Origin of the sequence: Sulfitobacter guttiformis, assembly GCF_003610455.1 — a bacterium.
Lineage (GTDB): Bacteria > Pseudomonadota > Alphaproteobacteria > Rhodobacterales > Rhodobacteraceae > Sulfitobacter > Sulfitobacter guttiformis.
Map to the genome: position 1 here is coordinate 1,447,413 of NZ_RAQK01000001.1, position 26,127 is coordinate 1,473,539.

Below are 26,127 nucleotides of genomic sequence, written 5' to 3' on the forward strand. Positions count from 1 at the left end.
CTTAGAATATGTGGTATACCTTGCACCAACTGCTCCAATATACCCTACGGCAATCGTGAGCGGACTAGCATCCGCAACCCGGCATACTGCGGAACCAGAACACCCGCGAGGCGCGTGATTTCAACTTCCGGTAGTATCGTATGTGCTGGAGAGGCCGCACAAATCCACCGTGCATCTTAAGAAGCACGGCCCCCGAAATATCGGGTCTACATCTCCCGCCACTCGCTGCGGTGCGCAGAAAACAGCCTCTGTGCTCCCCGCGCAGGGCCGCGATTGAAATACTGTCAAACAACGCCACAATGCGTTCAACGTCATCTGCACCGGGCTGGCCAACCAGCAGGGTAAAAGCATCCGCCACAGCTTTGCTTTCGCAATACTCAAGCACACGCAGATAGGTTTTTTTGTCTTTGAACCCCTTATATAGATCGCCCCGCGTCAGCCCCATTCCCTCCAGCAAGTCTGGGAGGGAAGCATCCTGATCGCCATGCCGCCAAAAGACATCTGTCGCCTTGCGGATCGCCTCGACTTCGTCGAACTCTCTCGGCCGTGCCTTAAACTAACCTCAGTCTTATTTTGAACCAACCGATACAAAAATCACGCAGCTGCGTTTTGCAACATTCGGCTCCTAACTCCAAAGAGGGTTTGATACATAAATATAAATCCGAACAAGGAACCTACTTATAGGGCCTATCTCCTCTGCCCTGCTTGTCCTGTCTATCGCGCTCGCTGCACCTACGTTTACCGCCGCCGATCCAACTGGTACTTTTGGCGCCGCAAGCGATCATATTACGACAGGCTGTATCGCAGTTTCGAAAAATGCAAATGGCTCATACACCACCACCCTTAGTGACGGCTTCCCGCTTGATGGCGCCCCTGACCCAAGCGTGGACGTCGAAAAAGATGGCGCGTATGTCAGGGGCACCAGTGTCGGTGCTCTCAACTCCGTCAAAGGCGATCAAAGTTTTATCGTGCCCGCATTGGTTAACGTAGACGGCCTCAACGAGATCTACATCTGGTGGGACCAATTCGCCGTGCCCCTCGGTGTTGCGTTACTGAAATAATGTTGCGCGGGCAGCGGCTTGCACAGTTGCTGCCTGCTTGATCTTTTTGGCCCAAGGGCGCACATAAAATCATGGCGCAGAACATGACAGCAAACAGGCCGGGCACGGCGATCACACTCAGGCTGTGTTCTCTTTTTTTGTTCATGGTAATGGCGGCATTGATCAAAAGCGCCTCGGAAACTGTTCCACCGCCGCAGGCCGTCTTTTTTCGCTCCGTCTTTGCTTTTCCCGTGATCATTCTGTGGCTTTGGCAACAGCATGATCTGCGTACCGGTCTGATCCCCCAGAACTTCGTGGGCCATGTCTGGCGCGGCATCTTCGGCACCACGGCCATGGCGCTTACCTTTGGCGGCCTTGGCCTGCTGCCCCTGCCCGAAGTGACGGCAATCGGCTATGCCACACCGATGTTTACCGTCCTGTTTGCTGCAGTACTGCTGGGCGAGCGAGTGCGTCTATTTCGATTGTCCGCAGTGGCTTTGGGGCTGATCGGCGTGTTGATTGTGCTGGCACCGCGCCTTTCACTCGAGGCGGATGCGGTTACACGCACGGCCACTATAAGCGCCTTGATGGTGCTGGCCGCATCTGTGTTGCGTGCATTGGTACAGATCCATGTGCGAAAGCTGGTCCAGACCGAACACACGGCTGCCATCGTGTTTTACTTTTCACTGACTGCCACCTGCCTTTCGTTGCTCACCTATCCTCTGGGCGAGTTGACCGGCTGGAGCGCCCTCGACTGGATCACACCGACATGGCAGGTCGCGGGTTTAATGGTCGCGGCGGGCATGATCGGCGGGATTGCCCAGATTCTCGTTACGTCCTCGCTGCGCTTCGGCGCAGCCTCCATGCTCGCGCCTTTCGACTATTCCTCGATGATTTTTGCCAGCCTCATCGGATGGGCCGTATTTGGAGAACTGCCCACCGTGGCCATCCTTACTGGTGCCGCACTGGTGATCGCGGGCGGCGTGTTGATTATATGGCGCGAGCGCCAGTTGGGACTGGACAGAAGCAAATCAAAGGCCAATGTGCCCCCGCAAGGAACCCCGGAATAATGCCCCCTAAAGGAGACACCAGATGACCGACACCACAGACCACAAAACTAAAATGCAAGAACGTCAAACCGAACAACGCAAACGCGTGTCCGAGTTGAAAGACCCTGAAAAGGGGCTGGTTCTTGTCCATACCGGCGCAGGAAAGGGTAAATCCTCGTCCGCATTTGGCGTGATTGTACGTGCGCTGGGCTGGAAACAGAAAGTAGGCGTTGTGCAGTTCATCAAAGGCAAATGGAAAACCGGCGAGCGCCAGTTTTTCGACCGTCTGGGCGAGGTCACATGGCACACAATGGGGGAAGGTTTCACGTGGGATACCCAAGATAAGGACCGCGACATTGCAGCCGCCCAAGCGGCCTTTGCCAAAGGGCGCGAGATGATGGAAAGCGGTGAATACGACCTTATCGTCATGGACGAGATCAACATCGCGATGCGGTATGACTACCTTTCGGTTGCTGATGTCCTCGCAGGACTTGAGGCGCGGGACAAGCGAACAGGCGTTATACTGACCGGTCGTGACGCCAAACCGGAGCTCTGCGATTATGCCGATCTGGTCACAGAGATGACCGAGGTAAAGCACCCGTTCAAGGCAGGGATTAAGGCGCAGCGCGGTGTGGATTACTAAACCGCGCAAATCCGATTAGTCCCGCCAAACGGGAATCCCGTGCTAACCTCCAACTACTGACGGAGCGAATCGTCCCGCGAGAGGACGCGCACGTCCAACTGTGGAGGATTAATATGACTTTTACGAAACTTACGGCCCTGTGTGTCGGGCTCACGCTTGGTGCTGGGGCCGCATTTGCAGACTGCACCTCGACCAGCCAGTGGGGGGCGGAGGACACCCTCGGCTCTGCAAATCTGGTCACCCCCGAGCGCACGCTGGCCGCCGCATCATTGATCAAACAAGGCAAATCCATGCCGCTGGGTATTGCGATCGGGCCGAACACACCGGCATTTCCGCCCCGCTCGCTCAACCTGCAAATTGTACAGCCGAACCAGCAAGGTGGGCAAAAGCTGTCCGGCTTCGGCTATGAAGGCAATTACAATGATGACATCCTGCAAACCTGGATAGGGATCGGCTCGCAACTTGACGGATTAGGGCACCTTGGCGAAGGCGGGCATTACTACAACTGCCTCGACGAAAAAGAGATCAGCGCCATCACCGGTCTGACCAAGCTTGGTACACATGCCGTGCCGCCACTGGTCGGCCGTGCCGTAATCCTCGATATGGCAGCCAATGCGGGTGTCGACGTGATGCCCGCAGGAGCGCACTTTGGAGAGGCCGAGATCAAAGCCGCCGCTGAGGCACAGGGCGTGACCATGGGCGAAGGTGACATCATCCTGTTCCACACCGGCTGGACCGAAGGTATGATTGAAAGTGATCCGGCTGCATGGGGAAGCACAGAACCGGGCCTGAGCAACGAAGGCGCCGTCTACATTGCTTCGCTAAACCCGATGGCGGTTGGCGCGGACACTTGGGGTCTCGAACCGATCCCGCCTGCTCCGGGTGACAAAGTGTTCTATGGCCATGTTACCCTTCTGAAGGAAAACGGGATCTACATTCTGGAAACGATGAATGTAGGTCCGCTTTTGCGTGAAGGAGTGAACGAGTTTATGTTTGTTCTAGGCCAACCCCGCATCATAGGAACAGTACAGGCGATGATAAATCCGGTAGCACTCTATTAAACTGAATGGTTGCGGGGCCGTTGGCCCCGCCACGACGCCGGTGGCCGGACCTACGGTCCAGCTACCGGCAAATCAGATGTAAAAGCTCAGGCGCGCACAAGCTTTTCATAGCTCTCTGCGATGTCGCGCGTCAGAGCACCCACTTTGAAAGTGTATTCGCCAATCTGGCCTACAGGTGTGACTTCGGCCGCAGTTCCGGTGAGCCAGCATTCCTCGAAGCCCGCCAGCTCTTCTGGCATGATATGCCGTTCGTGAACGCTGATACCGCGATCGCGCAGCATTCCGATAACGGTCTGCCGTGTGATGCCATTAAGAAAACACTCGGGGTCAGGTGTGTGCACCTCACCATCCTTGACGAAAAAGATGTTTGCCCCGGTTGCTTCGGCCACATAACCGCGGTGATCATACATCATTGCGTCAGAGCATCCCTTTGCCTCAGCCGCATGCTTGGACATAGTGCAGATCATGTATAAACCCGCCGCCTTGGCGTGACAGGGGATCGTTTCGGGCGAGGGACGCTTCCATTTCGAGATGTCGAGCTTGGCGCCCTTCATCTTTGCGTCCCCGTAATACGCGCCCCACTCCCATACGGCGATGGCCATGCGGACCGGATTACGCGAAGAGGCCACGCCCATATCTTCACCCGCACCGCGCCACGCGATTGCGCGCACATATGCATCCTTAAGACCGGAGGCTTCCAGCACCTCGGCCTTGGCAGCCTCTATTTCGTCGATGGTGTAGGGGATAGTAAAATCAATCATTTCGGCAGAGCGCTTGAGCCGCTCCGAATGCTCCCGACTTTTGAAAATCTTTCCGTTGTATGCTCGTTCCCCCTCGAATACCGACGAGGCATAATGCATCGCATGCGTCAGGATGTGTACATTGGCGTCGCGCCACGGCACCAATTTGCCATCCATCCAGATGTGCCCGTCTCGATCATCATATCCACCAGCCATAGTTATCCCCTTAAACCCTGTTTGCATATATTGCGTAAAATGCCGGTTGACAGACATATAGTTACGCAAAACTTGCCGCTGCCTAGCCTTTCGGGGTTGGAATGTCAACAACACTGACATAATGTGACCGATGGAAACAACCGCAGGAGACCTCCATGGACAGGCGCACATCCAGCCCCTCAAGCGGCGAGGCCCTGCTGTTTCTGACCGACGAACAACTGCGTCAGGGTATCGAGGCAATGTTCTTTGCCTATCGGGGTTTCACTGCAGATCCAGACCGCATTCTTGCCGATATGGCCTATGGGCGCGCCCATCACCGCGCCATCCATTTTATCGGGCGGGCGCCAAGCACTACCGTTAACAACCTGCTGAATATCCTTGGCGTTACAAAACAATCGCTGAACCGTGTATTGCGCACGCTGATTGCGGATGGTCTGGTAGAAAGCAAGGTTGGCCGCGTGGACAAACGCGAGCGGCACCTGAATCTGACACAGGCAGGACGCACATTGGAACAGACACTCTCGGATGCACAACGTGCCCGCATGCGCGCCGCCTTTCGCGATGCAGGACCCGACGCCGTTGCAGGCTTTCGCACTGTCCTCGAAGCGATGATGGACATCGAAATGCGCTCTGCATACGGCCGCTTGAAAGACAGCACGTCATGAGTACACCTGATGCGCACCTACTGATTGTCGATGATGACGAACGCATTCGCACACTCCTGCAGAAGTTCCTGATGCGACACGGGTTCCTGGTCACAGCTGCCCGTGATGCCGCCCATGCGCGGCGGATTTTGTCGGGGCTGGAATTCGATATGATCATTCTGGATGTGATGATGCCCGGCGAAGACGGTATGAGCCTAACGCGGTCGCTGCGCGAAACCATGACAACGCCGATCCTTCTCCTCACGGCAAAGGGTGATACGGACAACAGGATCGAAGGGCTCGAAGCAGGTGCAGATGATTACCTTGGAAAACCGTTCGAACCCAAGGAACTGCTGCTGCGGATCAATGCCATTCTGCGCCGCATGCCGGAATCAGCGCCCCAAGACATAGCACCCAAAGTCCTTAATCTAGGGCCTATCCGCTACGACATGGAGCGGGGCGAGATGTGGGAAGGTGACAATCTGGTCCGCCTGACCGCAACCGAAATACAGCTGATGAAAATATTTTCTGCACAAACTGGTGAGGCGCTCAGCCGCGCAAAGCTGGTAGAAGAGTTGGGCCGTGACCGCGGGCAGGCCCAAGAGCGCGCCGTAGACGTTCAGATCACCCGTCTGCGCCGGAAAATCGAGGCCGATCCAAAGCAGCCCCGCTATCTGCAAACTGTGCGCGGTGCGGGATACATGCTCGCCCCTGATTGAGAAAACGCCCGGCACCAGCACCAGACCGGTAGAAACACGGGACCTCGATACTGGCCATGGCCACGACAAAAGGGTATGCGTTGCACGATTTTGAACAAAAGAGAATGCAATGAGCGATACACCTGTAGACGAGATGAGCTTTGAGGCGGCAATGTCGGAACTGGAAACGGTTTTAGGAAAGCTGGAGCGCGGCGATGTCGCGCTGGACGAGAGTATTACACTCTATGAACGCGGCGCCGTGTTAAAGGCACGCTGCGAGGCCAAGCTTAAGGAAGCCGAGGAAAAAGTTGCGGCAATCACCTTGGATGCGGATGGTAACCCTGCAGGATTGAAGCCTGTCGAAGGTCTATAGCATGACACGGTTCGCGCAGGGGTTGAACGCAGCAGGCGTATTGTCCGCGCAGCGGATTGCCGCATCGCTGGATGGCATTGAAAGCTCTGTCCGCGATGCGATGATATACGCCACCGAAGGCGGCAAGGGTTTGCGCGCATTTCTGGTACTCGAATCCGCCCGCCTGCATGGGATCGGCCCAGGCGACGCTGCGCCAGCCGCTGCCGCGATCGAAGCGATGCACGCGTACTCGTTGGTTCATGACGATCTGCCCTGCATGGACGATGACGACTTGCGGCGCGGCAGGGCAACAGTACACCGCAAGTGGGATGAGCCGACCGCCGTTTTAGCCGGTGACGCCCTCCAAACGCTCGCATTCGAGCTGGTTGTGACTGCCGGCTGTACAGATGCTGCGCGCCTTCAGTTAGTGACAACTCTTGCGCAGGCCTCGGGCGTGCGCGGCATGGTTGGCGGACAAGCCCTAGATATTGCTGCAGAAACCGCGAGCCCCCCCCTTTCGCTGGATCAGATTATCACCCTGCAAGCGGGGAAAACTGGCGCCTTGATCGAGTGGGCCGCCACAGTCGGGCCACGCATGGACGAGGCCGATTCCGGAGCCCTGGGACATTATGCCCGCGCGCTGGGCCTCGCCTTCCAGATTGCCGATGATATCCTCGACATTGAAGGGGATGCCGCCACTGTGGGCAAAGCAGTCGGGAAGGATGCAAGCGCTGGAAAAGCCACTTTTGTATCCCTTCTGGGTCTTGAGGGCGCCAAAAAGCGAGCCCGTACATTGGTAGACGATGCCTGTGACGTACTATCGCCATATGGCACAGAGGCGGAGACGCTGCGCGAAGCCGCTCAATTCGTGATTGCGCGCAAAAGCTAGGGAAAAAGACATGACCGACACGCCAAAGACACCCCTGCTAGACAGAATCAGTCGCCCCGCCGATATGAAATCCCTCTCGGACCGCGAACTGACGCAGTTGGCCGGAGAACTGCGTGCCGAAACCGTCTCGGCTGTGTCCGTAACAGGTGGCCATCTGGGCGCAGGCCTTGGTGTGGTTGAACTGACAGTGGCGCTGCATGCAGTTTTCGATACGCCCCGCGACAAAATCATCTGGGACGTCGGCCACCAATGCTATCCCCACAAAATTCTGACAGAGCGCCGCGACCGCATTCGCACGTTGCGCATGGAAAACGGGCTGAGCGGATTCACGAAGCGCTCTGAATCCCCTTACGACCCGTTTGGTGCCGCCCATAGTTCGACCTCCATTTCAGCCGCCCTCGGCTTTGCCGTAGCGCGCGATCTGGGCGGTGTGATTCCAGAAGGTCTGGGAGACGCGATCGCTGTGATAGGCGATGGATCAATGTCCGCCGGTATGGCCTATGAGGCGATGAACAACGCAGGTCATTTGAAAAAGCGCCTGATCGTGATTTTGAACGACAATGAAATGAGCATCGCCCCCCCGGTTGGGGCAATGTCGGCCTATCTAAGCCGCCTCTATGCAGAGGAGCCGTTCCAAGAGCTGAAATCAGCCGCCAAAGGCGCGGTTAGCCTGCTGCCCTACCCTTTCCGCGAAGGGGCAAAGCGCGCCAAGGATATGATCAAGGGTATGACTGTCGGAGGCACCCTGTTCGAGCAACTCGGCTTCTCTTATCTCGGCCCGATCGATGGTCACGACATGGACCAGCTCCTGCCCGTACTACGTACTGTGAAGGCACGCGCCACAGGCCCGATTTTGATCCATGTTCTCACGAAAAAGGGCAAAGGATACGGTCCGGCCGAAGCGGCGCGCGACAAGGGACATGCCACCGCCAAATTCAATGTTGTGACGGGTGAGCAGAAAAAAGCGCCCAGCAATGCGCCTAGCTACACAAACGTCTACTCTGACAGTCTCGTGCAACTTGCCGCCGAGGATGACAAGATTTGCGCGATTACGGCCGCAATGCCTGACGGGACCGGCCTCAACCTGTTCATGGAACGCTATCCCTCGCGCTGTTTCGATGTTGGAATTGCCGAACAGCACGGGGTTACATTCTCGGCCGCACTGGCAGCCGGCGGCATGAAACCGTTCTGTACGATGTATTCCACCTTCTTGCAGCGGGGATATGATCAGGTCGTGCACGATGTTGCGATCCAGCGCCTGCCGGTACGTTTCGCGATTGACCGTGCCGGCCTTGTTGGGGCCGACGGCGCCACACATGCAGGATCTTTTGACATCGCCTTTTTGGCAAACCTACCGGGATTTGTAGTGATGGCCGCTGCTGACGAGGCCGAGCTGAAGCATATGGTGGCTACTGCTGCCGCCTATAATGACGGGCCGATTGCCTTCCGCTTTCCGCGCGGTGAGGGCCGCGGCGTAGATATGCCCGAACGCGGCACACCATTGGAAATCGGCAAGGGCCGGATGATCCGGGAAGGCAATCGTGTGGCGATCGTTTCTTTTGGTACGCGGCTGGAGGAGGTTGAGAAGGCCGCCGAAGCGTTGGCCGCAAAAGGGATCACACCCACAATTGCCGACGCGCGCTTTGCCAAACCGCTGGACCGAGACATGATCTTGATGCTTGCCCGTGATCATGAGGCGCTAATCACCGTCGAAGAGGGCGCGATTGGGGGCTTCGGAAGCCATGTTGCCCAGCTTTTGGCCGAGGAGGGTATATTCGATACTGGCCTTAAATTCCGCTCTATGGTTCTTCCTGATATTTTTATTGATCAGGCTAGCCCGGAAGGCATGTACGCTGTCGCCGCAATGAACGCCGAGCATATCGAGGCAAAAGTTCTCAGCACACTCGGTATCGCGAAGATCGGCGCGCAGCGGGCCTAGTCTTTTCGCGCTGCAATCAGCTGGTCCAGTTTAAGCTCAAGTGCTGCCAGCTTTCCCTGCACATCCTCGCGGTAAGCATCGGTACTTGCGACTGATTCTTCCTGATGGGCGTCCTGCATCGAGTTCACGATCAAGCCCACCAGCAGGTTCACAACCGCAAATGTTGTCATCATAATGAACGGAACAAAGAACATCCACGCCAACGGATAAACCTCCATCACGGGCCGGACGATCCCCATAGACCAGCTTTCGAGCGTCATTATCTGGAACAGCGAATATCCCGAGCGCCCCAACGTACCGAACCACAAATCAAAATTTGCCGCCAGCTCTGGCGTACATTGTGGGCAACCTGTGCCGAACAGCTTTGTTGCCATTACTGCTCCGATATAGAAAATCAAGGACATCAGTAAAAATACCGAGGCCATTCCCGGCAGTGCTGTTACAAATCCCTCCACAACACGTCGAAGGTTTGGAGCGACGGAAATCACCCGCAGCACGCGCAAAATCCGCAGCGCACGCAGTGCTGAGAACCCTTCAGCTGCGGGAGCCAGCGATATTGCCACGATTACGAAGTCAAAGATGTTCCAGCCCTTGCGGAAAAACTGAAGCCGGTAGGCAATTAGTTTTGCCACCAATTCCACTACGAATATGAGCAAACAAATCCTGTCGAGCAGCAGGATCAACCCGCCTGCCCTCTCCATAATCGGCTTCGAGGTCTCGAGGCCCAGAATGACGGCGTTGAAAAGGATCACTCCAAGGATCGCATTCCGGACTACGTTCGATTCCAGAACGGCAGTCAGCTTTTGATTAAGGCTCATGGGGGCTCCGGTGTGCATGGATTTTCGTGTATATGGCCTGCCCCATGTGCCGGAACAAGCCGTTCCGATACAGAAAGTATTTTCCCGCTCAGGGCTCCTCCGTCTCGCCCAGTTCAAGCATGGCAGCTAGGCCGCTGCGGTAGTCGGGATAGAGCGGCGACCAGCCAAGCTCACTCTTTATCCGGTCATTACGCACGCGCTTGCTCTCGGCATAAAAACTGCGGGCCATTGGCGTCATATCTGCCTCCTCAAAGGCAATCTCAGGCGGAACAGGCAAACCCAGCAACGCAGCTGCATGGCCGATTACATCCTCAGGCGGGGCCGGGTCATCATCACACATATTGTAAATTGCACCCGCATTCGGGGCATCCAGCGATAGCGCCACACCAGCCGCTATGTCATCGACATGAATACGGCTGAACACCTGTCCCTGTTTGATAATCCGCCGCGCCGTACCATTGCGCACCTTTGCAAAAGGTCCACGGCCTGGACCGTAGATGCCCGCCAGCCTGAAAATATGTACAGGCAGGTCAGGGATGCTCTGCCACGCCGCCTCTGCCACTACACGTGCCTGTCCGCGCCGCGTTGCGGGCGTTAGGGGCGTCTCCTCGTCTACCCAATCACCCTGATGGTCCCCGTAGACACCGGTCGTGGACAAATAACCCAGCCAGCGCATGCCAGAAGCTGCGGCAACAAAGGCATCGCGCAACTCGGCCAATACGGGATCACCCTCTGGGCCTGGCCCTGCCGAAACCAGAATATTGGGAAATTCGGCAATCAGTGCACCCAGATCCGTGCCCGGCCATTGAACAGGCTCAACCCCTGTCGCGGCGATCTGGTCCATTTTATCAGCACTGCGGGTCGTGCCAACAATATGCCAGCCTTCAGGCACCAAACGCGCCGCAAGTGCGCGCGCGCTAAATCCGTGACCCAATGACAAAAGACGCTTGTCCATGCAGATGCTCCGATGCTTACCCAAGGCCGAAAAAAGTGGCCAAGAAATGCAAAATGGCCTCCCCATAGGGAAGGCCATTTCGTTAACTTTTTGTGGACAGATCAATCAACAGGCGCTGGCGCTGGATCGTCGTCTTTGTTTTCGTTGATAACATAGGCAATCGCGCCGATTGTCAGAATGGTGCCGATCGCGAGAGGGACACCGATTCCGCTACCGCCAAACAGCGAGCTGCCCTTTGGTGGGGGCGTCTGCTCTACATAGCCCGCGTTCGGGTCGATGTACTGCTCTTCTGTACCGGCGTTGAGGTTACCGGCAAACGAAGCTGTCGCTGTCGCCGAAATGAGTGCTGCAATTGATAGTACTTTGATCATTTTCGATATCCTGTATGGTCGTAATATTGCAATTAACTTGCTATTCCCTGTGGATAACTCAAACCCCGTTTTTTCACAACATTGTTGAAGCTGTAGAAACGCTAAATCCACGACAGTCCCGCCAACTGTTGCAAACTTATCTAGTTTTTGAGGACAATAATCTCGAAATATCCGACCCTCGGTCCGACCCATTGGCGCGATTTCCGGATCAAACCATTTGATGGTTGGACCCAATATTCGTTGTTCAAAACAGCATCACCGTTCGGTCCTCCGACGCATGTCTCGCGAAAGCGATCAGTTATAAACACTTGATTTACTACCGAAATATTCTCTGAGCCCAGGCTTTTCACGGTGCAGTTAAAAGAATAGTCGGTCGACGTCACATCGCCATCCGATATCACATAAGTTCGCACACCAGTGCCTTGGCTCTGCGCACGCAGCGCCTTGATGGTCATATCGGCATCTGCCGAGATGATGTCACCGCCAACGCCACGTGTGCCAATCAGCACACCATCGCGTAAAAAGATTTGCGCGTTATCACTCGAATACCAGACCTGAACGACTCCTAAACCCGAATCGCGGCGAGATGAGCGAAGTCGCAAAAAGTCACTTCCACCCGATATCTCGGGGTTAATCTGGAGAACCGGCTCGTTTGTTTCGTCCAACTGCTGCTGAGTCGGAACGATCTGCTGGACTGGCCCTGCGCGACGCTGGTTTACCGTCTGGACCAAAGAACCGAACACCAATTTCGGCAAACTCGCCTGTGAGTTTTGGTCAGAACTGCACGCTGCCAATATGACAGCAATCACACCTGCGCCAACAATGCGCGAAAACATTTTGATCATTCCCATACCCCTGACCAATTTCCAACCAAGCCTTCGCGATGACCGGTACGGACCTGTTCGTACAAACGCCCCGGCACCGATAGCCGCGCACCACCATCACGTGTCAACGGACGCAGAGTGGTTGAGTTCTTTCCCTTGTTCGGCGATCCGATAAGCCAGTCCACCGGAATGGTCAGGGTAATCCCCTTATCAAACGACCCCTCGCCGAAATCTTCGGCCGAGACATCTGTTAGCGTGAAGAACCCGCCAACGCGCCATCCATTAGAAAACTCACGCTCCAGCGTAACAGTCCCACCAACGTCGCCGGCCAAGTAACGGCCCACATCAAGCTGGCCACGATATCCACCGCCAAATTCATAATAAGCAGAGGCATGACCCGTTGCTACGGAATAATCCTGAAAACCTAGCAGATCATCAAATGCCCGCTGCTTAACGTAATTTGCCTCCACGCCCAGCGCCAGACGGCTGCCTGCGGGCTTCCACAACATCTCTGCCGAGACACCACCAAACGCACGCTCCACATGTCCTGCCGTCACACGGCCATAGACATCGGGCGAAATTTTCCATTGGCGGCTCACATAAAGCGTTGGAATGGACGTGGCACTGGCGCGGTCATATTCGAGCCCGCTGGTCCGAACGGGTGGCAGAGCAGAGTTTGATCCTCCTCTCACGCCACTTACGTCGCCGCTCAACCGCTGCTCGATCTCACCACCGATCGTCCATCCCGCCGCGGGCTGGTAGGACAGCGACAGCTGCACACCGGCGTCAATGCGAATGGGCTGGTCGGGATCAAAAAAGCGCTGTGAAAAATAGGGGCCTACAGACCACTTGAATGCTGGAAACAACGCCTCGTTACGGGCACTTGCAGGCAAATTCGGCGCGGCATCCGTTATGCCCGCAACAGCAAGCAGTGCATCAGAGGAATTCGGGGAGAATTCAAGCGCTTCAAGGTCAGACCGGCGCAATACAACTGCTGATTGGGCAAGATTGTCTTCTACAGGCACTATTCGGAATGTCTCAACAGAATCAGGAAGGAGCCGCGCCAGCACACGCGCTACACGCCCGACGGAAACTGCGGTCTCGGCGTAGCGGTTGTTGGCATATCGCACTTCAGTTGTGGATGCTGTCGTGTGCGTTTCAATCAGCGTCAGGCCCTCTGCCTCCAGCAGCGGAATCAGCGCATCGCGTACGAGGACAGAAGCTTCTGCCTCGGAATTTGCCCATGCGGTATCATATGCTTTTGGATTATCACGGCGGCTGGGACGTATGAAATAAGGCTGAGGGGCGGGCGCACGCATCAATGCCGCAGGCCGGTTGGGGTTAAACTGCACTTGCACGTTCACACCCACCTCTGTGCCGTAGAGATAGTAACCACCAAGACGGATGTTTTCGGTGGCCTGATATTCCGCCCCGAAGTTGAACCGTGATTTACGCTCGATGACGCCAAGACCGGTTTCAAGGGTATAGGCATCAGAACTATATTCAGCCTTCAGACCGAGCTTGTCATTAACTTCCCATTCGACGCCCGCAAACGGCGCGACCTCTCCGCGAAACCATTGGTCAAAGGCGGGCTCGCCGCCGGTATCGCCCGGCCGAAAGGAGGGACGATCACCGCCAAATGGCGTGCCGATGCTGCCGGAACTGCCAAGACGCCCCCAACCCAAACCTGCTGTCGCCTTCACCGTGCCCGGAATGCTGTCGCCCGAAAATGTCTTTGTGGCAGCCAGATACTCACTGGCATAAATTCCTGTACCCGCAAAATCCTGCAAACCAAGTGTAACAGCAGGCAAATAGCGGCTTTCCCGGTTGAGAAGAAACCTTACGTCGAAATTGCGGTCGCGGTATGTTTCAAACCCACTGAAATTTGCGTTCTGGATCCCGACGTATCTGAATGTCGCCTGAATGCGGGGTGTCGCCTGAAAAGTGAGCCAAGTGCGCGATTGCCCCCCAAAATTCGAAATCCCCGCAACCAACTGCCCGTCCGGCAGCGCCTCACCAGAGGGCATATCGATCAATCCCGCCGTTCCGTAGAAGTTAAGCGTGGGTCGGTCAGGGACCTCGAATATACCGTCCAGATTGTCAGCCAAACCAAGGGCCGGAAACAGTGCTGCGGTCCCCAGAAGAGCCGCACCCAATGAAGATATTGCCAATTTACTGATCATTTTACACTCTGCCCACGAAATATCTTTTTTGCGACCATGCACCCTAAGGGCATCCGGCGCAACAACTGCGAATCAGCGATGCGGCTATTAGAAGCATTCGTGACAAATCTGCGTCCCGTCAGGAGGCAGTTGCCTTGGCGACAACAGGTTGATGAAACCCCTCAACCCACTGGCGCACTACGTCGCGCGCCATTTCTTCGTCGCAGGCAACGAACGCCTCGCGCAACCGGCGAAGGGCGGATGCGATTTCGATCTGCGATAAACCTTCTTCATGGGTCATGAAAATTTTCGGATAGGTTGTCCCGACCAGATCATCAGATAGTGTAAGCTCTTCGGACATCTTCTCGCCTGGGCGCAGGCCGGTAATCTGGATTTCGATATCGCCATCAGGATTGTCCTTGTCGCGTACCTGATAGCCCGATTTCTCGATCACCTGACGCGCCAAATGCAGAATTGGAACCGGTTGCCCCATATCCAGCACAAATACCTCCGCTCCCCGACTGATCGAGCAGGCTTGCAGCACAAGACGCACCGCCTCCTGAACCGTCATAAAATAGCGCTCTACACTTTTGTCAGTTACTGTCAGCGGCCCACCGCGGCTCAATTGCTCCTGAAAAAGCGGCACAACAGAGCCGGAAGATCCAAGTACATTACCAAACCGAACCATTGAGAAGACAGTGCCGCCTGTTTTCTTCTGTCGCTTTGCCATGTCTTGAATAACCAGTTCCGCCAGACGTTTCGATGCACCCATAACATTTGTGGGCCGCACAGCTTTGTCGGACGAGATCAGCATAAACCGTTCGACACCCGCTTTTGCCGCCTGTTCCGCCAGCGTCTGTGTCCCGAACACATTATTGACCAGACCCGTCAGCGGATTAGCCTCGACCAGCGGCACATGTTTATACGCAGCCGCGTGCAGTACGACCTGTACCTTATGCAACAACAGTATCTTACGCACCTGACGGCTGTCGGTGATCGTGCCCAGCACTGGTACCAGCTCGATGCTCATTTTTTCCTGCTCGATTATGCTGCGCAGCTCCATATCAATGTTATAAAGCCCCAGCTCGCTGAGCTCGAAAATGACGATCTTGGACGGCTTGCAGTCAATAACTTGCCGGCAAAGCTCTGCCCCGATGGAACCACCTGCACCCGAAATCAGTACGACTTTACCCTCATAACTGCTCCGCGCGTCGCCCAGCGGGTGGGACACTTCTTCACGGCCCAAAAAGCTGCGGGCAGCCAGTGGCGTAAGCTGGTTCACCAGCGCCTCCTCCCCGATCAGCTGGGAAAACGATGGCAGCGTTTGGACCTCAAGGCCCATCAACGAAAGTCTGCGGGCAATTTGCGCCTGCTTGGGCGCGCTCAGCGAGGGGACCCGCTAGCAGCACGCGATCAATCTTGTATTGTTTCACGACTGCCGCGATTTGCGCGGGCGAGTATATGGGCAAGCGCTGCACCCGCATGCCCTGCAGTCCCGAATTGTCATCGACAAACGCAACAGGCTCGATTGTCTCGTGCACCCTCAGCGCCGAAACAAGTTGCGATCCCGTCGTGCCAGCCCCGTAAATCAAAACCCTCGTGTGCGCAGAGGACCGGCGATAGACCATCAGAACGATCTGCAACAGCACCGCACGCGTCCCCACAGCAAAGCAGAAAAAGGCGGCGCCAAACACCATATGCAGCCCCAATGGCAGATTCAGCATCGCAAAATCAGCCACTGTGATCGACGCGATCGTAAGCAATATGGAGTGTAAAGCCGTCAATCCGACCGCTGCCGCTTCATAAGCGCTCAGTTGGATATCCGCGATCCCGATCCACAGCGACACAACGATCGCTGTGATCAGCATATACGGGAGTAATAGAGAAAAGCTCCAGATATTGCCGCTAAGGCCGCCCTCAAGGTCCAGTGCAGCAAAGGCAAACAACATCGCAAGTGGTACAAGCAATCCGTCGACACCAAGCATCACCCGCCGCTTTTGCGTTTTGTTTAGCGTCTTGATCCAGTTCAGCATGACGCGTCCTATACCCACCATCGTATTCTTGACGTTACCGTAAACCTAATTCCGCACCGCAACCTGCGAGCAGCACCAGCATCGCTCCAACCGAGTTGCGAACTTGCTTTTTACTACCCTAACCGGATCTGAAGAAATTGCATATTGCATGATTTAGCTTGGGCGGGATTCGGCATTTCTTACTATTTCGAACGCCTGAAAAGATTGGCAATTGTCTGAAAAACAAGGTCAAAATCATAGCACATGCTCTGGTTGCGCTGATAAATGAGATCAAGCTTTGCTTTGCGCGGCACACAGATACGGCAATAAATGTCGTCAGTCTGTGCGGCGGTTGTACACCGAGCGAGCAAGCGGTCCTCATGTTTGTGAAACCGGATCGTAGCGAGGCCAGTCACTCCGGGCCGTGATTTCAGGACCTCTGCGTAAATTTCCGGAAACCGCTCCACATATTCGCGCAGGGGCGGGCGCGGCCCGACAAACGACAAGTCCCCCTTGAGAATATTCCATAACTGGGGAAACTCGTCCATTCGCTTGGCCCGCAACCGCGCACCCAAAGGCGTAACCCGCGAGGCCTTATGCGCGCCCGAAACCCCCTGATCGGCGTCCACCACAGTCATGGTTCGAAATTTGACAAGGCCGAACGGCTCGTCCGGTGCCTTCATCCGCTCAGCGACATAAAACAACGGACGTCCTTGTTTGATGTAAATATACACCACCAACAGAAGGATCACCGGCCCCAATATCACCACCAGCAGACTGGCGAAGAACAGGTCATAAATTCTCTTTTGCCATGTCATGCTTGGGGCTGCCCTTGTTTCCATTGCGCAACCATACCCTGCGCGGTGCTCTCTTGCGACGTAAAGGTAAAAAAGCGCTCGAGCGCAGCTGTGTGCAGCGCCACTTCCTCAATCACCGGACCGATGGGCGTTCGAGGCGTCCACGGCAGGCCAGCTTGATCCAGCAGATCGCCCATTCCGATAACGCCCGGTGCAGCGATATTTAGAATTGGCGGCAATTTCGGCACACCACACAGCGCATGGATCACCCGCGCCAGTGTTTGCGGACCAATATAGCTGCGACGCGGCGTGCGCCCGTCGGGGAGCTGGTCCAACGTCATTCCCGCGCGCCACCCTCCTAAAATCGCATCAGCACCTGCAACATTTCCGATACGCAGCACACATACCCGCCCGCGTCCCAGCGCGAGAGTGGCCCGCTCCATTGCCAGCTTGGCCTCGCCATAAGCACTCACAGGAGTTACACTGTCTGCTTCGTTGTTAGGCCCTGCGCATGCACCATAAACCGCTGCAGATGACACCACGAACACCCGGGCGCTCAAAGGCGCCGCTGCAACTGCTGCAAGTGCAAGCGTGGTGTTCAAGCTCATGCTATCACCGCTGGCAGCTGCATGCGCGGGGGTGACGCCTGACAGACAGATAACAGACCGCATGTCAGCCGCTGCCGCAGCAAGTACATCAGGCGCGGCAAGTGGGTCAAACCGGAGCGCTCCCGCCCTGTACTGACGGCTCTGGGTACACAACAATTCGGGCTGTGGCCAAAAACGGCACAACATCTGGCCCAATCGGCCCCCTGCTCCCAGCAACAGATCCGAAGAAATCGTATCCGATTTTTTTGTAATGATTGACCTCATATTGCTATGCAGTATCTTGCCCCAAATATATTTCCAAGCCGAACCGCCCGACACGAAGGGCGTTGAACGGTATTTCAACGGATTGAGCGGTAATTTCGATGGGCAAGCTAACCAGACACACTCTGTTGATTGCGATAGCTATTGCGTTCGCCGCCTGCGGCACACTGCCCCGAGGCGCAGCAATTCAGGCCGAAATTACCAAAGGTGTTAACCAACCCGAAGCAGACTTTGCTGTTTATCCTGTGTCGAAGGCATTTTTGCCCAGCTTGGCAACATGGCCTGACACTGGTGAGCGCCACTATAGCTGACTGGGTCATTCCGACGGCTCGAATGCCCAGATCATTCGTGCAGGCGACTCTCTGAATGTCACAATTTGGGACAGCGCCGAAAACTCCCTGCTGATGGCACCAGGCCAACGCAGGGTTGATCTGACGGCCCTAAGAGTTTCCGAAAACGGCACGATATTTATTCCCTATGTTGGAAAAATACGTGTATCGGACCGCACGCCCGACAGTGCCCGCGAGACACTGCAACGTCAGCTTGAAGCGATCGCCCCCGGCGCGCAGGTCCAGTTGGCGATGATGGAAGGGCGCACCAACTCTGTCGACATGATCGGCGGCGTGAATTCGCCTGGCAACATCAGCATGCCGGATCAGGATTTTTCCGTCCTTGCTGCAATCTCCGCCGCAGGTGGCGTGAGCGCATCATTGACCAACCCCCGTGTTAAGCTGGTGCGCGCCAATCAGACCTACCGCACCTCGCTCAGCCGTCTGCTGGACGACCCGAAACTCGATACCCGCCTCAATGGCGGTGACCAGATCATCGTAGAAAAAGACGGCCGGTATTTTCTGTCGCTTGGCGCTGCAGGCTCCGAGAGCCAGTTTCCGTTTAACCGCGATCAGGTATCAGCCCTTGATGCGCTGTCGCTTATTGGCGGAGTAGATGACAATCGCGCCAATCCAAAGGGCGTTTTGATTCTGCGCGAATACCCCGCCTCGGCCCTTGGTGCCGGACAGCGGGGGCCGCGCCAACAGCGCGTTGTATTTACCATTGATCTGACAACATCAGACGGCTTGTTTTCGGCGCGCAACTTTTTCATCAACTCCGGCGATCTTGTCCTCGCTACAGAAAGTCCGGTCTCTTCGGTACGAGTTGTGGCAGGCCTTATCGGATCGGCCTTTGGCCTGATCAACGCCACGAACTAAAATACTACTCCGGACCAAACGCTTTTTATCGGGACATTTTAATCTGTTTGTCTTGCGGCAAAAGGGCGTTCATTTCGGCAATATGCTCGGGCAGACACTTGGTCAAGAAATCGTATTCAGCCACCACATGCGATCGCGCTGCAGGCCCCAAATGTACAAAGTCCTGCGGCCGCTCCAATACCTCAACCACCTGCCGCGCTAATGCTGCGGGATCATGAAAATCAACCAATAGACCGGTCTTACCATGTGTGACCGCTTCACGCACCGGTGCCACGTCCGAGGCAACAATAGTAGCCTCCATCGACATGGCTTCGAGCAGTGACCACGACAAAACAAACGGCATCGTCATGTAAATATGGCAACGGCTGATCTGGATAATTTTTTGATACTGGTCATAGGGCACCTGCCCTAAGAAGTGCACACGGCTCCAGTCAACGCGACTGCCCACTTCCGCCTCCATCTCGGCGCGCAGCCCGCCCGGATTCTTGCTCTTGGCGCCATATGAGACCTCATTCCCGCCAATCACCAGCACCCGCGCATTGGGTCGCGCAGCAAGTATGTCGGGCAGCGCGCGCATGAATTGGTGAAACCCGCGCATCCGCTCAAGGTTACGCGCCATATACGTCACGATCTCGTCGCCGCGCCCCACTGGTGTCTCGATCCGCCCCAGTTTGAGCTTGGCCGAGGGGTCAGGCCTCAGCTTATCTGTGCGGATACCGTCATGGCATACGTAAATCTTTGAATGAAACTCTGGCGGGAAACAGTCGCGCTGCCATTTTGTCGGGCTCAGGCCACGGTCTACCGTCATAATATTGGCATTCGGCACGGCATTGCGCGCCTGAAGCAGGAACGGCGTGTGATCCGTAACCGGCTCATCCTTATCAAAGTTGATGGGGCCGCCATGCAGTCGGTAGTAATACTCGAAGAACCCAATAACCGGCACATCTGGCCAAATTTGCTTGAAAAAGGTCAGTTCGCCCCAGCCGACATGTCCTACGATAATGTCCGGCATGAACCCGTCTTCGCGCTCGATCTGCTTAGCCGCGACAACGGCGCCGAATCCTGCGCCTGTCGCTTCCTCCCACACCTTGCTCAAGCCATAGGCTTCCTTTTTAGGGACGTGGTGGGTTTTGTAGATCCGCGTCTGTACTCCCTCTAGCGCCGCCGCGTTCTTGCGCTGCGTCAAGAAGTAGATGGTGTGAACCTTTTGCGCCGCCAGCCATTGCACCAGTTCGCGGTATTGGCCCGGCATGTTCTGATGCACAAAGAGAATATTCATAAATGCAGGTGCCTTTGGCTGTTCGCGGATATGCGCCAGATAACCCTGAGCGGCGGTGATTGGCAAACACGCTGTAGATCCTGCCGGACCGTACGATGCCTCAAACTACCGCGCGCCGCCGCGCTTATCGCGCGTAATTCGATCCTTCTTCATCAAGAATTGCCTTCAATTCCGCCAGATGGCGTATGTCCTGCTTTGGATACTGCTCCAGCTCCTGTGCCGTCTTCTCCGCAATCGCGTCGGAAATGCGGCGCAGCGGAAGGCCCGTTTGCAAGGCACGGATATAGGTCTCCGCTGCACGTTCAAAGTAATACAGGCGATTGAATGTCTCGGCGACGCTATGCCCCAGAACCAGCACCCCGTGCGAGCCCATGACCATTACCTTCTGCTTGGGATCGGTAAGGAGCGCGGCACAGAGCGCACCTTCATCCTCGAACGCCAGCCCACCATAGTCCTCATCAATCACCACACGATTGAAAAAAGTACAGCAATTCTGGTCGATCGGCGGCAGACGACTGTCTTGCAGACAAGCCAACACAGTCGCAAAGATTGAATGCACATGCATGACACAGCGCGCATGAGGCACCGCCGCATGAACCCCGCCATGAAGGCCCCATGCCGTTGGGTCCGGCGCATTAGGTCCCGCATATGTTTCAGGATCGTTCGCATCAATCAGCAATAGATCGCTCGCCTTGATGCGGGAGAAATGCATCTGGTTGGGGTTCATTAAAAACTGCGATCCACTGTCATTCACCGCCATTGAAAAATGGTTCGCTACGCCTTCGTGCATTTCCATCCGCGCGGTCCAGCGAAACGCAGCCGCCAGGTCGACCCGCTCCTGCCAGTTATCCATATTCGGTTTCATCTGTGTCACGCTCACCCTGCTTTCCTCTCCAATGGCCTGCTCACAACCCAAGCATAGCCGTTCTCACACAATACATAAGCCTCACGAAGGCCGTGCGGCTTGTCCATAGGTCTTTGCAATATGGTCCCCCCTGCCGCCGGCGCCAACGCACAGGCGGCATCGGGGTCCGAGTTATAAAGCCGTATCTCGATGCCAGCGCCGCGAGGCGGGCTTTCGGGAAGTAAGGCAAGAACAGGATTGGAATGATAGGTGCAATCACTGTGCACCTGAAAAACCTGATCGTAATAGGTAATGATTGCGAAATCTTTAGTCGGCTGATGCGCTTTCATCCCAAAAACAGCCTCCAGAAATGCGATCTGCCGCGGCACATCCCTAACCAGCAGGTTAAGCCCGATCCCGCGCAAACCTGCTCCGAATTCTGCCGCACCTACGGTATCGTAATCCACCCTGCCCACTCCCGCTTGAACCTGCATCAACCCTGTGAAATTATGGGACATGACACAAGCAACATTCCCCTCATGGCCCGATGTGGCTGCCGATCTGGTAAACGTGGCTGCAGGACGCGCGCCCGCTGATATGATCATCACCGGCGGCATTTGGGTCAACGTCCACACCCGCGAAGCGCTGCCCGATCACGATATCGCAATCGTGCGCGGCCGCATCGCTTTTGTAGGCCCCAACGCGGATCACTGCGAAGGGCCAAAGACGCAGATCATCGACGCGGCTGGCCGCTACATGATCCCTGGCCTCTGCGATGGCCATATGCACATCGAAAGCGGCATGCTCACCCCAGCCGAATTTGCCCGCGCCGTGATCCCTCATGGCACTACGTCAATGTTCACCGATCCGCACGAGATCGCAAACGTACTCGGCCTTGAGGGCGTGCGCATGATGCACGACGAAGCGTTGATGCAACCGATCAACATGTTCACCCAGATGCCCTCCTGCGCGCCCAGCGCACCGGGTATGGAAACAACAGGCTTCGAGATCACCGCCGCTGACGTGGCCGAGGCGATGGCCTGGCCCGGCATTATCGGCCTGGGCGAAATGATGAACTTTCCCGGCGTCATCAACGCGGACCCCCAGATGCTGGCCGAGATCGCTGCAACCCAGAATGCGGGAAAAACCGTTGGTGGGCACTATGCCTCTCCTGATCTGGGCCCGCCCTTTGCCGCCTATGTCGCCGGTGGTCCTGCCGATGACCATGAAGGCACCTGTGAGGCAGATGCGATTGCCCGTATGCGCCAAGGGATGCGCGCCATGATCCGCCTCGGCTCGGCGTGGTATGATGTGCAATCCCAGATCACCGCCATCACCGAGCGTGGCCTCGACAGCCGCAACATGATCCTGTGCACCGATGATTGCCACGCCGGCACACTGGTGCAAGACGGCCATATGAACCGCGTTGTGCGCCACGCCATCGACTGCGGCTGCGATCCTCTCGTCGCGCTGCAAATGGCTACGATTAACACGGCCACCCACTTCGGGCTTGAGCGTGAGATCGGCTCCCTCACGCCGGGCCGCCGCGCTGATGTGATCCTAACTTCGGACCTCAAAACTCTCCCCATTGAGACCGTCATTGCCCGCGGTCAAGTCGTCGCCAAAGACGGGGAATGCCTCGTGGATTGCCCTCACTACAACTGGCCCATGCACGCACGTCAAACCGTCAACATGGCGCGTGAGTTACGCGCAGATGACTTCACCATCAACGCGCCCACCGGGGCCAATGCAGTCACCGCCAATGTCATCGGCGTGGTCGAGAACCAAGCTCCCACAAAGGCGCTACAGTTCGAGCTGCCCGTGACTGAAGGACGCGTGACAGCCCACGGCGATGTGGCGCAAATTGCTCTGGTCGAACGTCACCGCGCCACGGGTGGTGTCGTCAATGCACTCGTCTCCGGCTTTGGCTATACGGGCAAAATGGCGATGGCCTCCACCGTGGCACACGACAGCCACCATATGATCGTGGTCGGCACTGATACACAGCAGATGGCGCTAGCTGCAAACCACCTGCGCCAACTCGGCGGTGGGATCACCATCTTTAAAGACAGCGTTGAACTCGCCACCATCGACCTGCCCATTGCGGGCCTCATGTCCGACAGCCCAGCGCAAGACATCGCCGCAAAGACCGACGCCATGATGCAAGCGATGCGCGACTGCGGCTGCACCCTCAACAACGCTTATATGCAGCATTCCCTGCTGGCTCTTGTCGTCATTCCCGAATTGCGGATATCCGATTTGGGCCTCGTCGACGTCCGCACATTCGAATTCATACAGGTTATTGCAACGTGAAGACCTTTGCCCAAAACCTGATGAAACTTGCGCCCGAATGGGTGAGTATGCCGCCCGAGCTGATCGAGACTTTTGACTGGCTGGAAGACAACGCCGAGTTGACGGTCCACAGAACCGGTGAGCCGCAGGATTATGCCCTCTCGCTTTATTCCGACGGCTACAAATTCCACCCGGCGATAAGCTACTTCGGCTTTTGCGGCACAATCCTGACCTACACGGGCCATTGGAAAACCCCCGACCCCGCCATTGATGCGCGTATATTCGAGATTGGTGAGACTGCGGCAGACGGGGGCCGCCTTGCCATCTGGCTGGACGAGAACGGCAAACAACAGTTTGTTCACATCGGCCATGATACCCTTGGCGTGATCACTGATGATCCGCAGGTGCTGCTGCAATTCCTCGCCATGGGATATCCCGAACCGGGGTATTTGCAAGACCCGCGCAGGACACCCCTTGCGGATTTTCTGTCTATACCGCGTGTGAACAGCGTCGAGGACCTTCCAGAAGACGAACGACCTGTTTTTCCCATAGCCTTCCAAGAGTTTTTGAAAGACCACTTTGACCTCGCTATTCCCAACACAGCACATGATTTGGGGATCGAGAACTTCTCCAAATATGAAGACCCCGATACCAGCGATCCCTTCGCGCTTTGGATTGCCTCCGTTACGCCTGCCGCGACCGAGGCCGACCTTGCCTACGAGCTTGAACTGATGCGAACCGTAGAATCCCTTGATATCAAAGATACAGACAGCACCGAGACGGTCATGGACAAGATCGGCTCCCTGTTCAAAAGCAAAGGCGCTGAGCAATGAAGCAGTACCAGATCCTGACCCCCGATGCCCCCTCCGCCGAGGGCTTTACCGATGCCACCGCAGCTGTTGATCGCCTGACAGAGCTTTACTCCGCAGCGGTCGAATTTCTGCGTGTGCAGTTTGCCGCCGCAATGGCTTCTACCCAGCCCGATACCCGCATCCGCGCCTTCTACCCCGAAGTCCGCTTTACCACATCGTCCTATGCGCAGGTCGATACCCGACTGAGCTTTGGCCATGTTTCGGGGCCGGGCACCTATGTTGCAACCATCACTCGCCCCGACCTTTTCCGGAACTACCTGATTCAGCAGATTGGACTGTTGATCAAGAACCACGGACAGCCGGTCTTCATCGGCCCATCCGATACGCCTATTCCTGTACACTTCGCCATGACCGCAGAAACCGGTATGACCGTGCCCCAAGATGGGGCCGCGGATTTCACGCTGCGCGATGTCTTCGACGTGCCCGATCTGAGCACGACGAATGACGACATTGTTAATGGTACGTATTTACCCGTTGATGGCGTCGGTCCGCTCGCCCCCTTCACGGCGCAGCGCGTTGACTATTCCCTTGCGCGGCTGGCCCATTACACGGCCACCGACCCCGATCATTTCCAGTGTCATGTGCTATTCACCAATTACCAGTTTTACGTAACCGAATTTGAGGAATACGCCCGCAAAATGCTGCGCGACCCGGCCAGCGGTTACACATCCTTCGTTTCGACCGGCAATCAGGAAATCACAGACGGCGATGCCCACCTCGAGGCGCCGCTGAAGCTGCCGCAAATGCCCACATATCACCTCAAACGCGAAAACGGCTCGGGCATCACATTGGTCAACATCGGCGTTGGCCCGTCCAACGCCAAAACCGCCACCGATCACATTGCAGTCCTGCGCCCCCATGCGTGGCTAATGGTCGGGCACTGCGCAGGGCTGCGCAATACGCAGGCTTTAGGTGATTTCGTGCTCGCACATGCCTACCTCCGCGAGGACCATGTGTTGGATGACGACCTCCCCGTTTGGGTGCCCATCCCCGCGCTGGCCGAAATCCAGATCGCGCTGGAAAAAGCCGTAGCGCAAGTGACCCAACTTGAAGGATATGAGCTTAAGCGTATTATGCGCACCGGCACCGTCGCGACCATCGATAACCGCAACTGGGAGCTGCGCGACCACTCCGGCCCCGTGCAACGCCTCAGCCAGTCGCGTGCTGTTGCGCTGGACATGGAAAGCGCCACAATCGCTGCAAACGGTTACAGGTTCCGAGTGCCCTATGGCACACTTTTATGTGTTTCGGACAAGCCGCTGCATGGCGAATTAAAACTCCCCGGCATGGCGTCAGACTTCTATAAAACCCAAGTATCACGCCATTTGATGATCGGAATTCACGCAATGGAGTTACTGCGCGACATGCCGCTAGAGCGGATTCACAGCCGCAAACTACGCTCCTTTGACGAAACTGCCTTTCTCTAGGCGGTTTAAAGCCCAAAAAAAGCGAAAAAACCCAAGTTTTCTGGGCAAATTACTTCACTCTTCGTTGTGTTTGCTCACGACTTACCGTTACATTCCGCGCATGAGGCCCAATTGTCGGGCAGCCGA

26 protein-coding genes and 1 pseudogene are annotated in these 26,127 nt (G+C 56.2%); 14 read left to right on the forward strand and 13 right to left on the reverse strand.

Translation table 11 applies throughout. The features are described from left to right. Positions 1–64 precede the first annotated feature (64 nt). On the reverse strand, positions 65–445 hold the full coding sequence (locus C8N30_RS07210) for a hypothetical protein (protein WP_051567240.1): 381 nt from the start codon (positions 443–445) through the stop codon (positions 65–67). A gap of 439 nt (positions 446–884) precedes the next feature. Between C8N30_RS07210 and C8N30_RS19295 the strand changes: the two genes are divergently transcribed. The 4 genes from C8N30_RS19295 (at position 885) to C8N30_RS07225 (ending at position 3,793) form a co-directional block, all read left to right on the forward strand. After that, the gene (locus C8N30_RS19295) at positions 885–1,061 is read left to right on the forward strand and encodes a DM13 domain-containing protein (RefSeq protein ID WP_156949590.1); all 177 of its coding nucleotides are present in this window, start codon (positions 885–887) and stop codon (positions 1,059–1,061) included. A gap of 71 nt (positions 1,062–1,132) precedes the next feature. Then, positions 1,133–2,110: a DMT family transporter gene (locus C8N30_RS07215; RefSeq protein ID WP_025063833.1), complete on the forward strand. Its 978-nt coding sequence runs from the start codon at positions 1,133–1,135 to the stop codon at positions 2,108–2,110. A 22-nt stretch (positions 2,111–2,132) separates the two neighbouring features. Beyond that, entirely contained in the window at positions 2,133–2,732 is a 600-nt protein-coding gene (cobO, locus tag C8N30_RS07220) for a cob(I)yrinic acid a,c-diamide adenosyltransferase (RefSeq protein ID WP_025063834.1), read from the forward strand. Between the two features lie 113 nt (positions 2,733–2,845). Next, positions 2,846–3,793, forward strand: a complete 948-nt coding sequence (locus C8N30_RS07225) for a cyclase family protein (RefSeq protein WP_025063835.1) — start codon at positions 2,846–2,848, stop codon at positions 3,791–3,793. Between the two features lie 86 nt (positions 3,794–3,879). Here the strand turns inward: C8N30_RS07225 and C8N30_RS07230 are convergent, their stop codons facing one another. Beyond that, positions 3,880–4,749: a branched-chain amino acid aminotransferase gene (locus tag C8N30_RS07230; protein ID WP_025063836.1), complete on the reverse strand. Its 870-nt coding sequence runs from the start codon at positions 4,747–4,749 to the stop codon at positions 3,880–3,882. A gap of 155 nt (positions 4,750–4,904) precedes the next feature. Between C8N30_RS07230 and C8N30_RS07235 the strand changes: the two genes are divergently transcribed. The 5 genes from C8N30_RS07235 (at position 4,905) to dxs (ending at position 9,271) form a co-directional block, all read left to right on the forward strand. Further along, complete coding sequence (locus C8N30_RS07235; RefSeq protein WP_025063837.1) at positions 4,905–5,414, forward strand: MarR family winged helix-turn-helix transcriptional regulator; 510 nt, start codon at positions 4,905–4,907, stop codon at positions 5,412–5,414. Continuing rightward, complete coding sequence (locus C8N30_RS07240; RefSeq protein ID WP_025063838.1) at positions 5,411–6,112, forward strand: response regulator; 702 nt, start codon at positions 5,411–5,413, stop codon at positions 6,110–6,112. Before C8N30_RS07235 ends, C8N30_RS07240 begins: the two co-directional genes overlap by 4 nt. 109 nt (positions 6,113–6,221) lie before the next feature. Further along, complete coding sequence (locus C8N30_RS07245) at positions 6,222–6,464, forward strand: exodeoxyribonuclease VII small subunit (protein ID WP_025063839.1); 243 nt, start codon at positions 6,222–6,224, stop codon at positions 6,462–6,464. Position 6,465: 1 nt separating this feature from the next. Further along, complete coding sequence (locus tag C8N30_RS07250; RefSeq protein WP_025063840.1) at positions 6,466–7,332, forward strand: polyprenyl synthetase family protein; 867 nt, start codon at positions 6,466–6,468, stop codon at positions 7,330–7,332. A gap of 10 nt (positions 7,333–7,342) precedes the next feature. After that, positions 7,343–9,271, forward strand: coding sequence for a 1-deoxy-D-xylulose-5-phosphate synthase (gene dxs, locus C8N30_RS07255; RefSeq protein ID WP_025063841.1), 1,929 nt, complete (start codon positions 7,343–7,345; stop codon positions 9,269–9,271). Here the strand turns inward: dxs and C8N30_RS07260 are convergent. The 8 genes and pseudogenes from C8N30_RS07260 to C8N30_RS07295 form a co-directional block, all read right to left on the reverse strand. Then, positions 9,268–10,089, reverse strand: coding sequence for an ion transporter (locus tag C8N30_RS07260; protein WP_025063842.1), 822 nt, complete (start codon positions 10,087–10,089; stop codon positions 9,268–9,270). The two genes, dxs and C8N30_RS07260, sit on opposite strands and share 4 nt — an antisense overlap. 88 nt (positions 10,090–10,177) lie before the next feature. Beyond that, positions 10,178–11,044, reverse strand: a complete 867-nt coding sequence (locus C8N30_RS07265; RefSeq protein WP_025063843.1) for an SDR family oxidoreductase — start codon at positions 11,042–11,044, stop codon at positions 10,178–10,180. Between the two features lie 101 nt (positions 11,045–11,145). After that, complete coding sequence (locus C8N30_RS07270) at positions 11,146–11,415, reverse strand: hypothetical protein (RefSeq protein WP_025063844.1); 270 nt, start codon at positions 11,413–11,415, stop codon at positions 11,146–11,148. 140 nt (positions 11,416–11,555) lie between these two features. Next, on the reverse strand, positions 11,556–12,260 hold the full coding sequence (locus C8N30_RS07275; protein WP_025063845.1) for a YjbF family lipoprotein: 705 nt from the start codon (positions 12,258–12,260) through the stop codon (positions 11,556–11,558). After that, on the reverse strand, positions 12,257–14,422 hold the full coding sequence (locus tag C8N30_RS07280; protein ID WP_025063846.1) for a YjbH domain-containing protein: 2,166 nt from the start codon (positions 14,420–14,422) through the stop codon (positions 12,257–12,259). The genes C8N30_RS07275 and C8N30_RS07280 overlap by 4 nt, the downstream gene beginning before the upstream one ends. Positions 14,423–14,540: 118 nt before the next feature. After that, a pseudogene (locus tag C8N30_RS20005) lies at positions 14,541–16,434 on the reverse strand (polysaccharide biosynthesis protein). 182 nt (positions 16,435–16,616) lie between these two features. Further along, entirely contained in the window at positions 16,617–17,231 is a 615-nt protein-coding gene (locus C8N30_RS07290; protein WP_025063847.1) for a sugar transferase, read from the reverse strand. Beyond that, on the reverse strand, positions 17,228–18,082 hold the full coding sequence (locus C8N30_RS07295; RefSeq protein ID WP_025063848.1) for an NAD-dependent epimerase/dehydratase family protein: 855 nt from the start codon (positions 18,080–18,082) through the stop codon (positions 17,228–17,230). The genes C8N30_RS07290 and C8N30_RS07295 overlap by 4 nt, the downstream gene beginning before the upstream one ends. Before the next feature lie 98 nt (positions 18,083–18,180). On the opposite strand from C8N30_RS07295, the gene C8N30_RS19565 reads away from it, so the two are divergent. Then, a complete protein-coding gene (locus C8N30_RS19565; RefSeq protein ID WP_232222846.1) occupies positions 18,181–18,390 on the forward strand; it encodes a hypothetical protein in 210 nt (69 codons plus the stop codon). A gap of 33 nt (positions 18,391–18,423) precedes the next feature. After that, the gene (locus C8N30_RS07300; protein ID WP_269667578.1) at positions 18,424–19,287 is read left to right on the forward strand and encodes a polysaccharide biosynthesis/export family protein; all 864 of its coding nucleotides are present in this window, start codon (positions 18,424–18,426) and stop codon (positions 19,285–19,287) included. A 25-nt stretch (positions 19,288–19,312) separates the two neighbouring features. Here C8N30_RS07300 and C8N30_RS07305 read toward each other — a convergent pair whose 3' ends face one another. From C8N30_RS07305 to C8N30_RS07315, 3 genes are all read right to left on the reverse strand, one after another. Further along, positions 19,313–20,566 carry a glycosyltransferase family 4 protein gene (locus tag C8N30_RS07305; RefSeq protein ID WP_025063849.1) on the reverse strand — a complete coding sequence of 418 codons (1,254 nt, stop codon included), beginning with the start codon at positions 20,564–20,566 and terminating at the stop codon, positions 19,313–19,315. A gap of 124 nt (positions 20,567–20,690) precedes the next feature. After that, positions 20,691–21,446, reverse strand: coding sequence for a class II aldolase and adducin N-terminal domain-containing protein (locus C8N30_RS07310; protein ID WP_025063850.1), 756 nt, complete (start codon positions 21,444–21,446; stop codon positions 20,691–20,693). Beyond that, the gene (locus C8N30_RS07315; RefSeq protein ID WP_025063851.1) at positions 21,443–21,877 is read right to left on the reverse strand and encodes a VOC family protein; all 435 of its coding nucleotides are present in this window, start codon (positions 21,875–21,877) and stop codon (positions 21,443–21,445) included. The genes C8N30_RS07310 and C8N30_RS07315 overlap by 4 nt, the downstream gene beginning before the upstream one ends. Before the next feature lie 49 nt (positions 21,878–21,926). Between C8N30_RS07315 and ade the strand changes: the two genes are divergently transcribed. Genes ade through C8N30_RS07330 form a run of 3 tightly spaced genes read left to right on the forward strand, consistent with a single transcriptional unit; the run spans position 21,927 to position 26,001 of the window. After that, positions 21,927–23,723: an adenine deaminase gene (ade, locus tag C8N30_RS07320; RefSeq protein WP_025063852.1), complete on the forward strand. Its 1,797-nt coding sequence runs from the start codon at positions 21,927–21,929 to the stop codon at positions 23,721–23,723. After that, positions 23,720–24,535, forward strand: a complete 816-nt coding sequence (locus C8N30_RS07325; protein WP_025063853.1) for a hypothetical protein — start codon at positions 23,720–23,722, stop codon at positions 24,533–24,535. The genes ade and C8N30_RS07325 overlap by 4 nt, the downstream gene beginning before the upstream one ends. Beyond that, positions 24,532–26,001, forward strand: coding sequence for an AMP nucleosidase (locus C8N30_RS07330; RefSeq protein WP_025063854.1), 1,470 nt, complete (start codon positions 24,532–24,534; stop codon positions 25,999–26,001). Before C8N30_RS07325 ends, C8N30_RS07330 begins: the two co-directional genes overlap by 4 nt. The last annotated feature ends 126 nt before the right edge of the window (positions 26,002–26,127 follow it).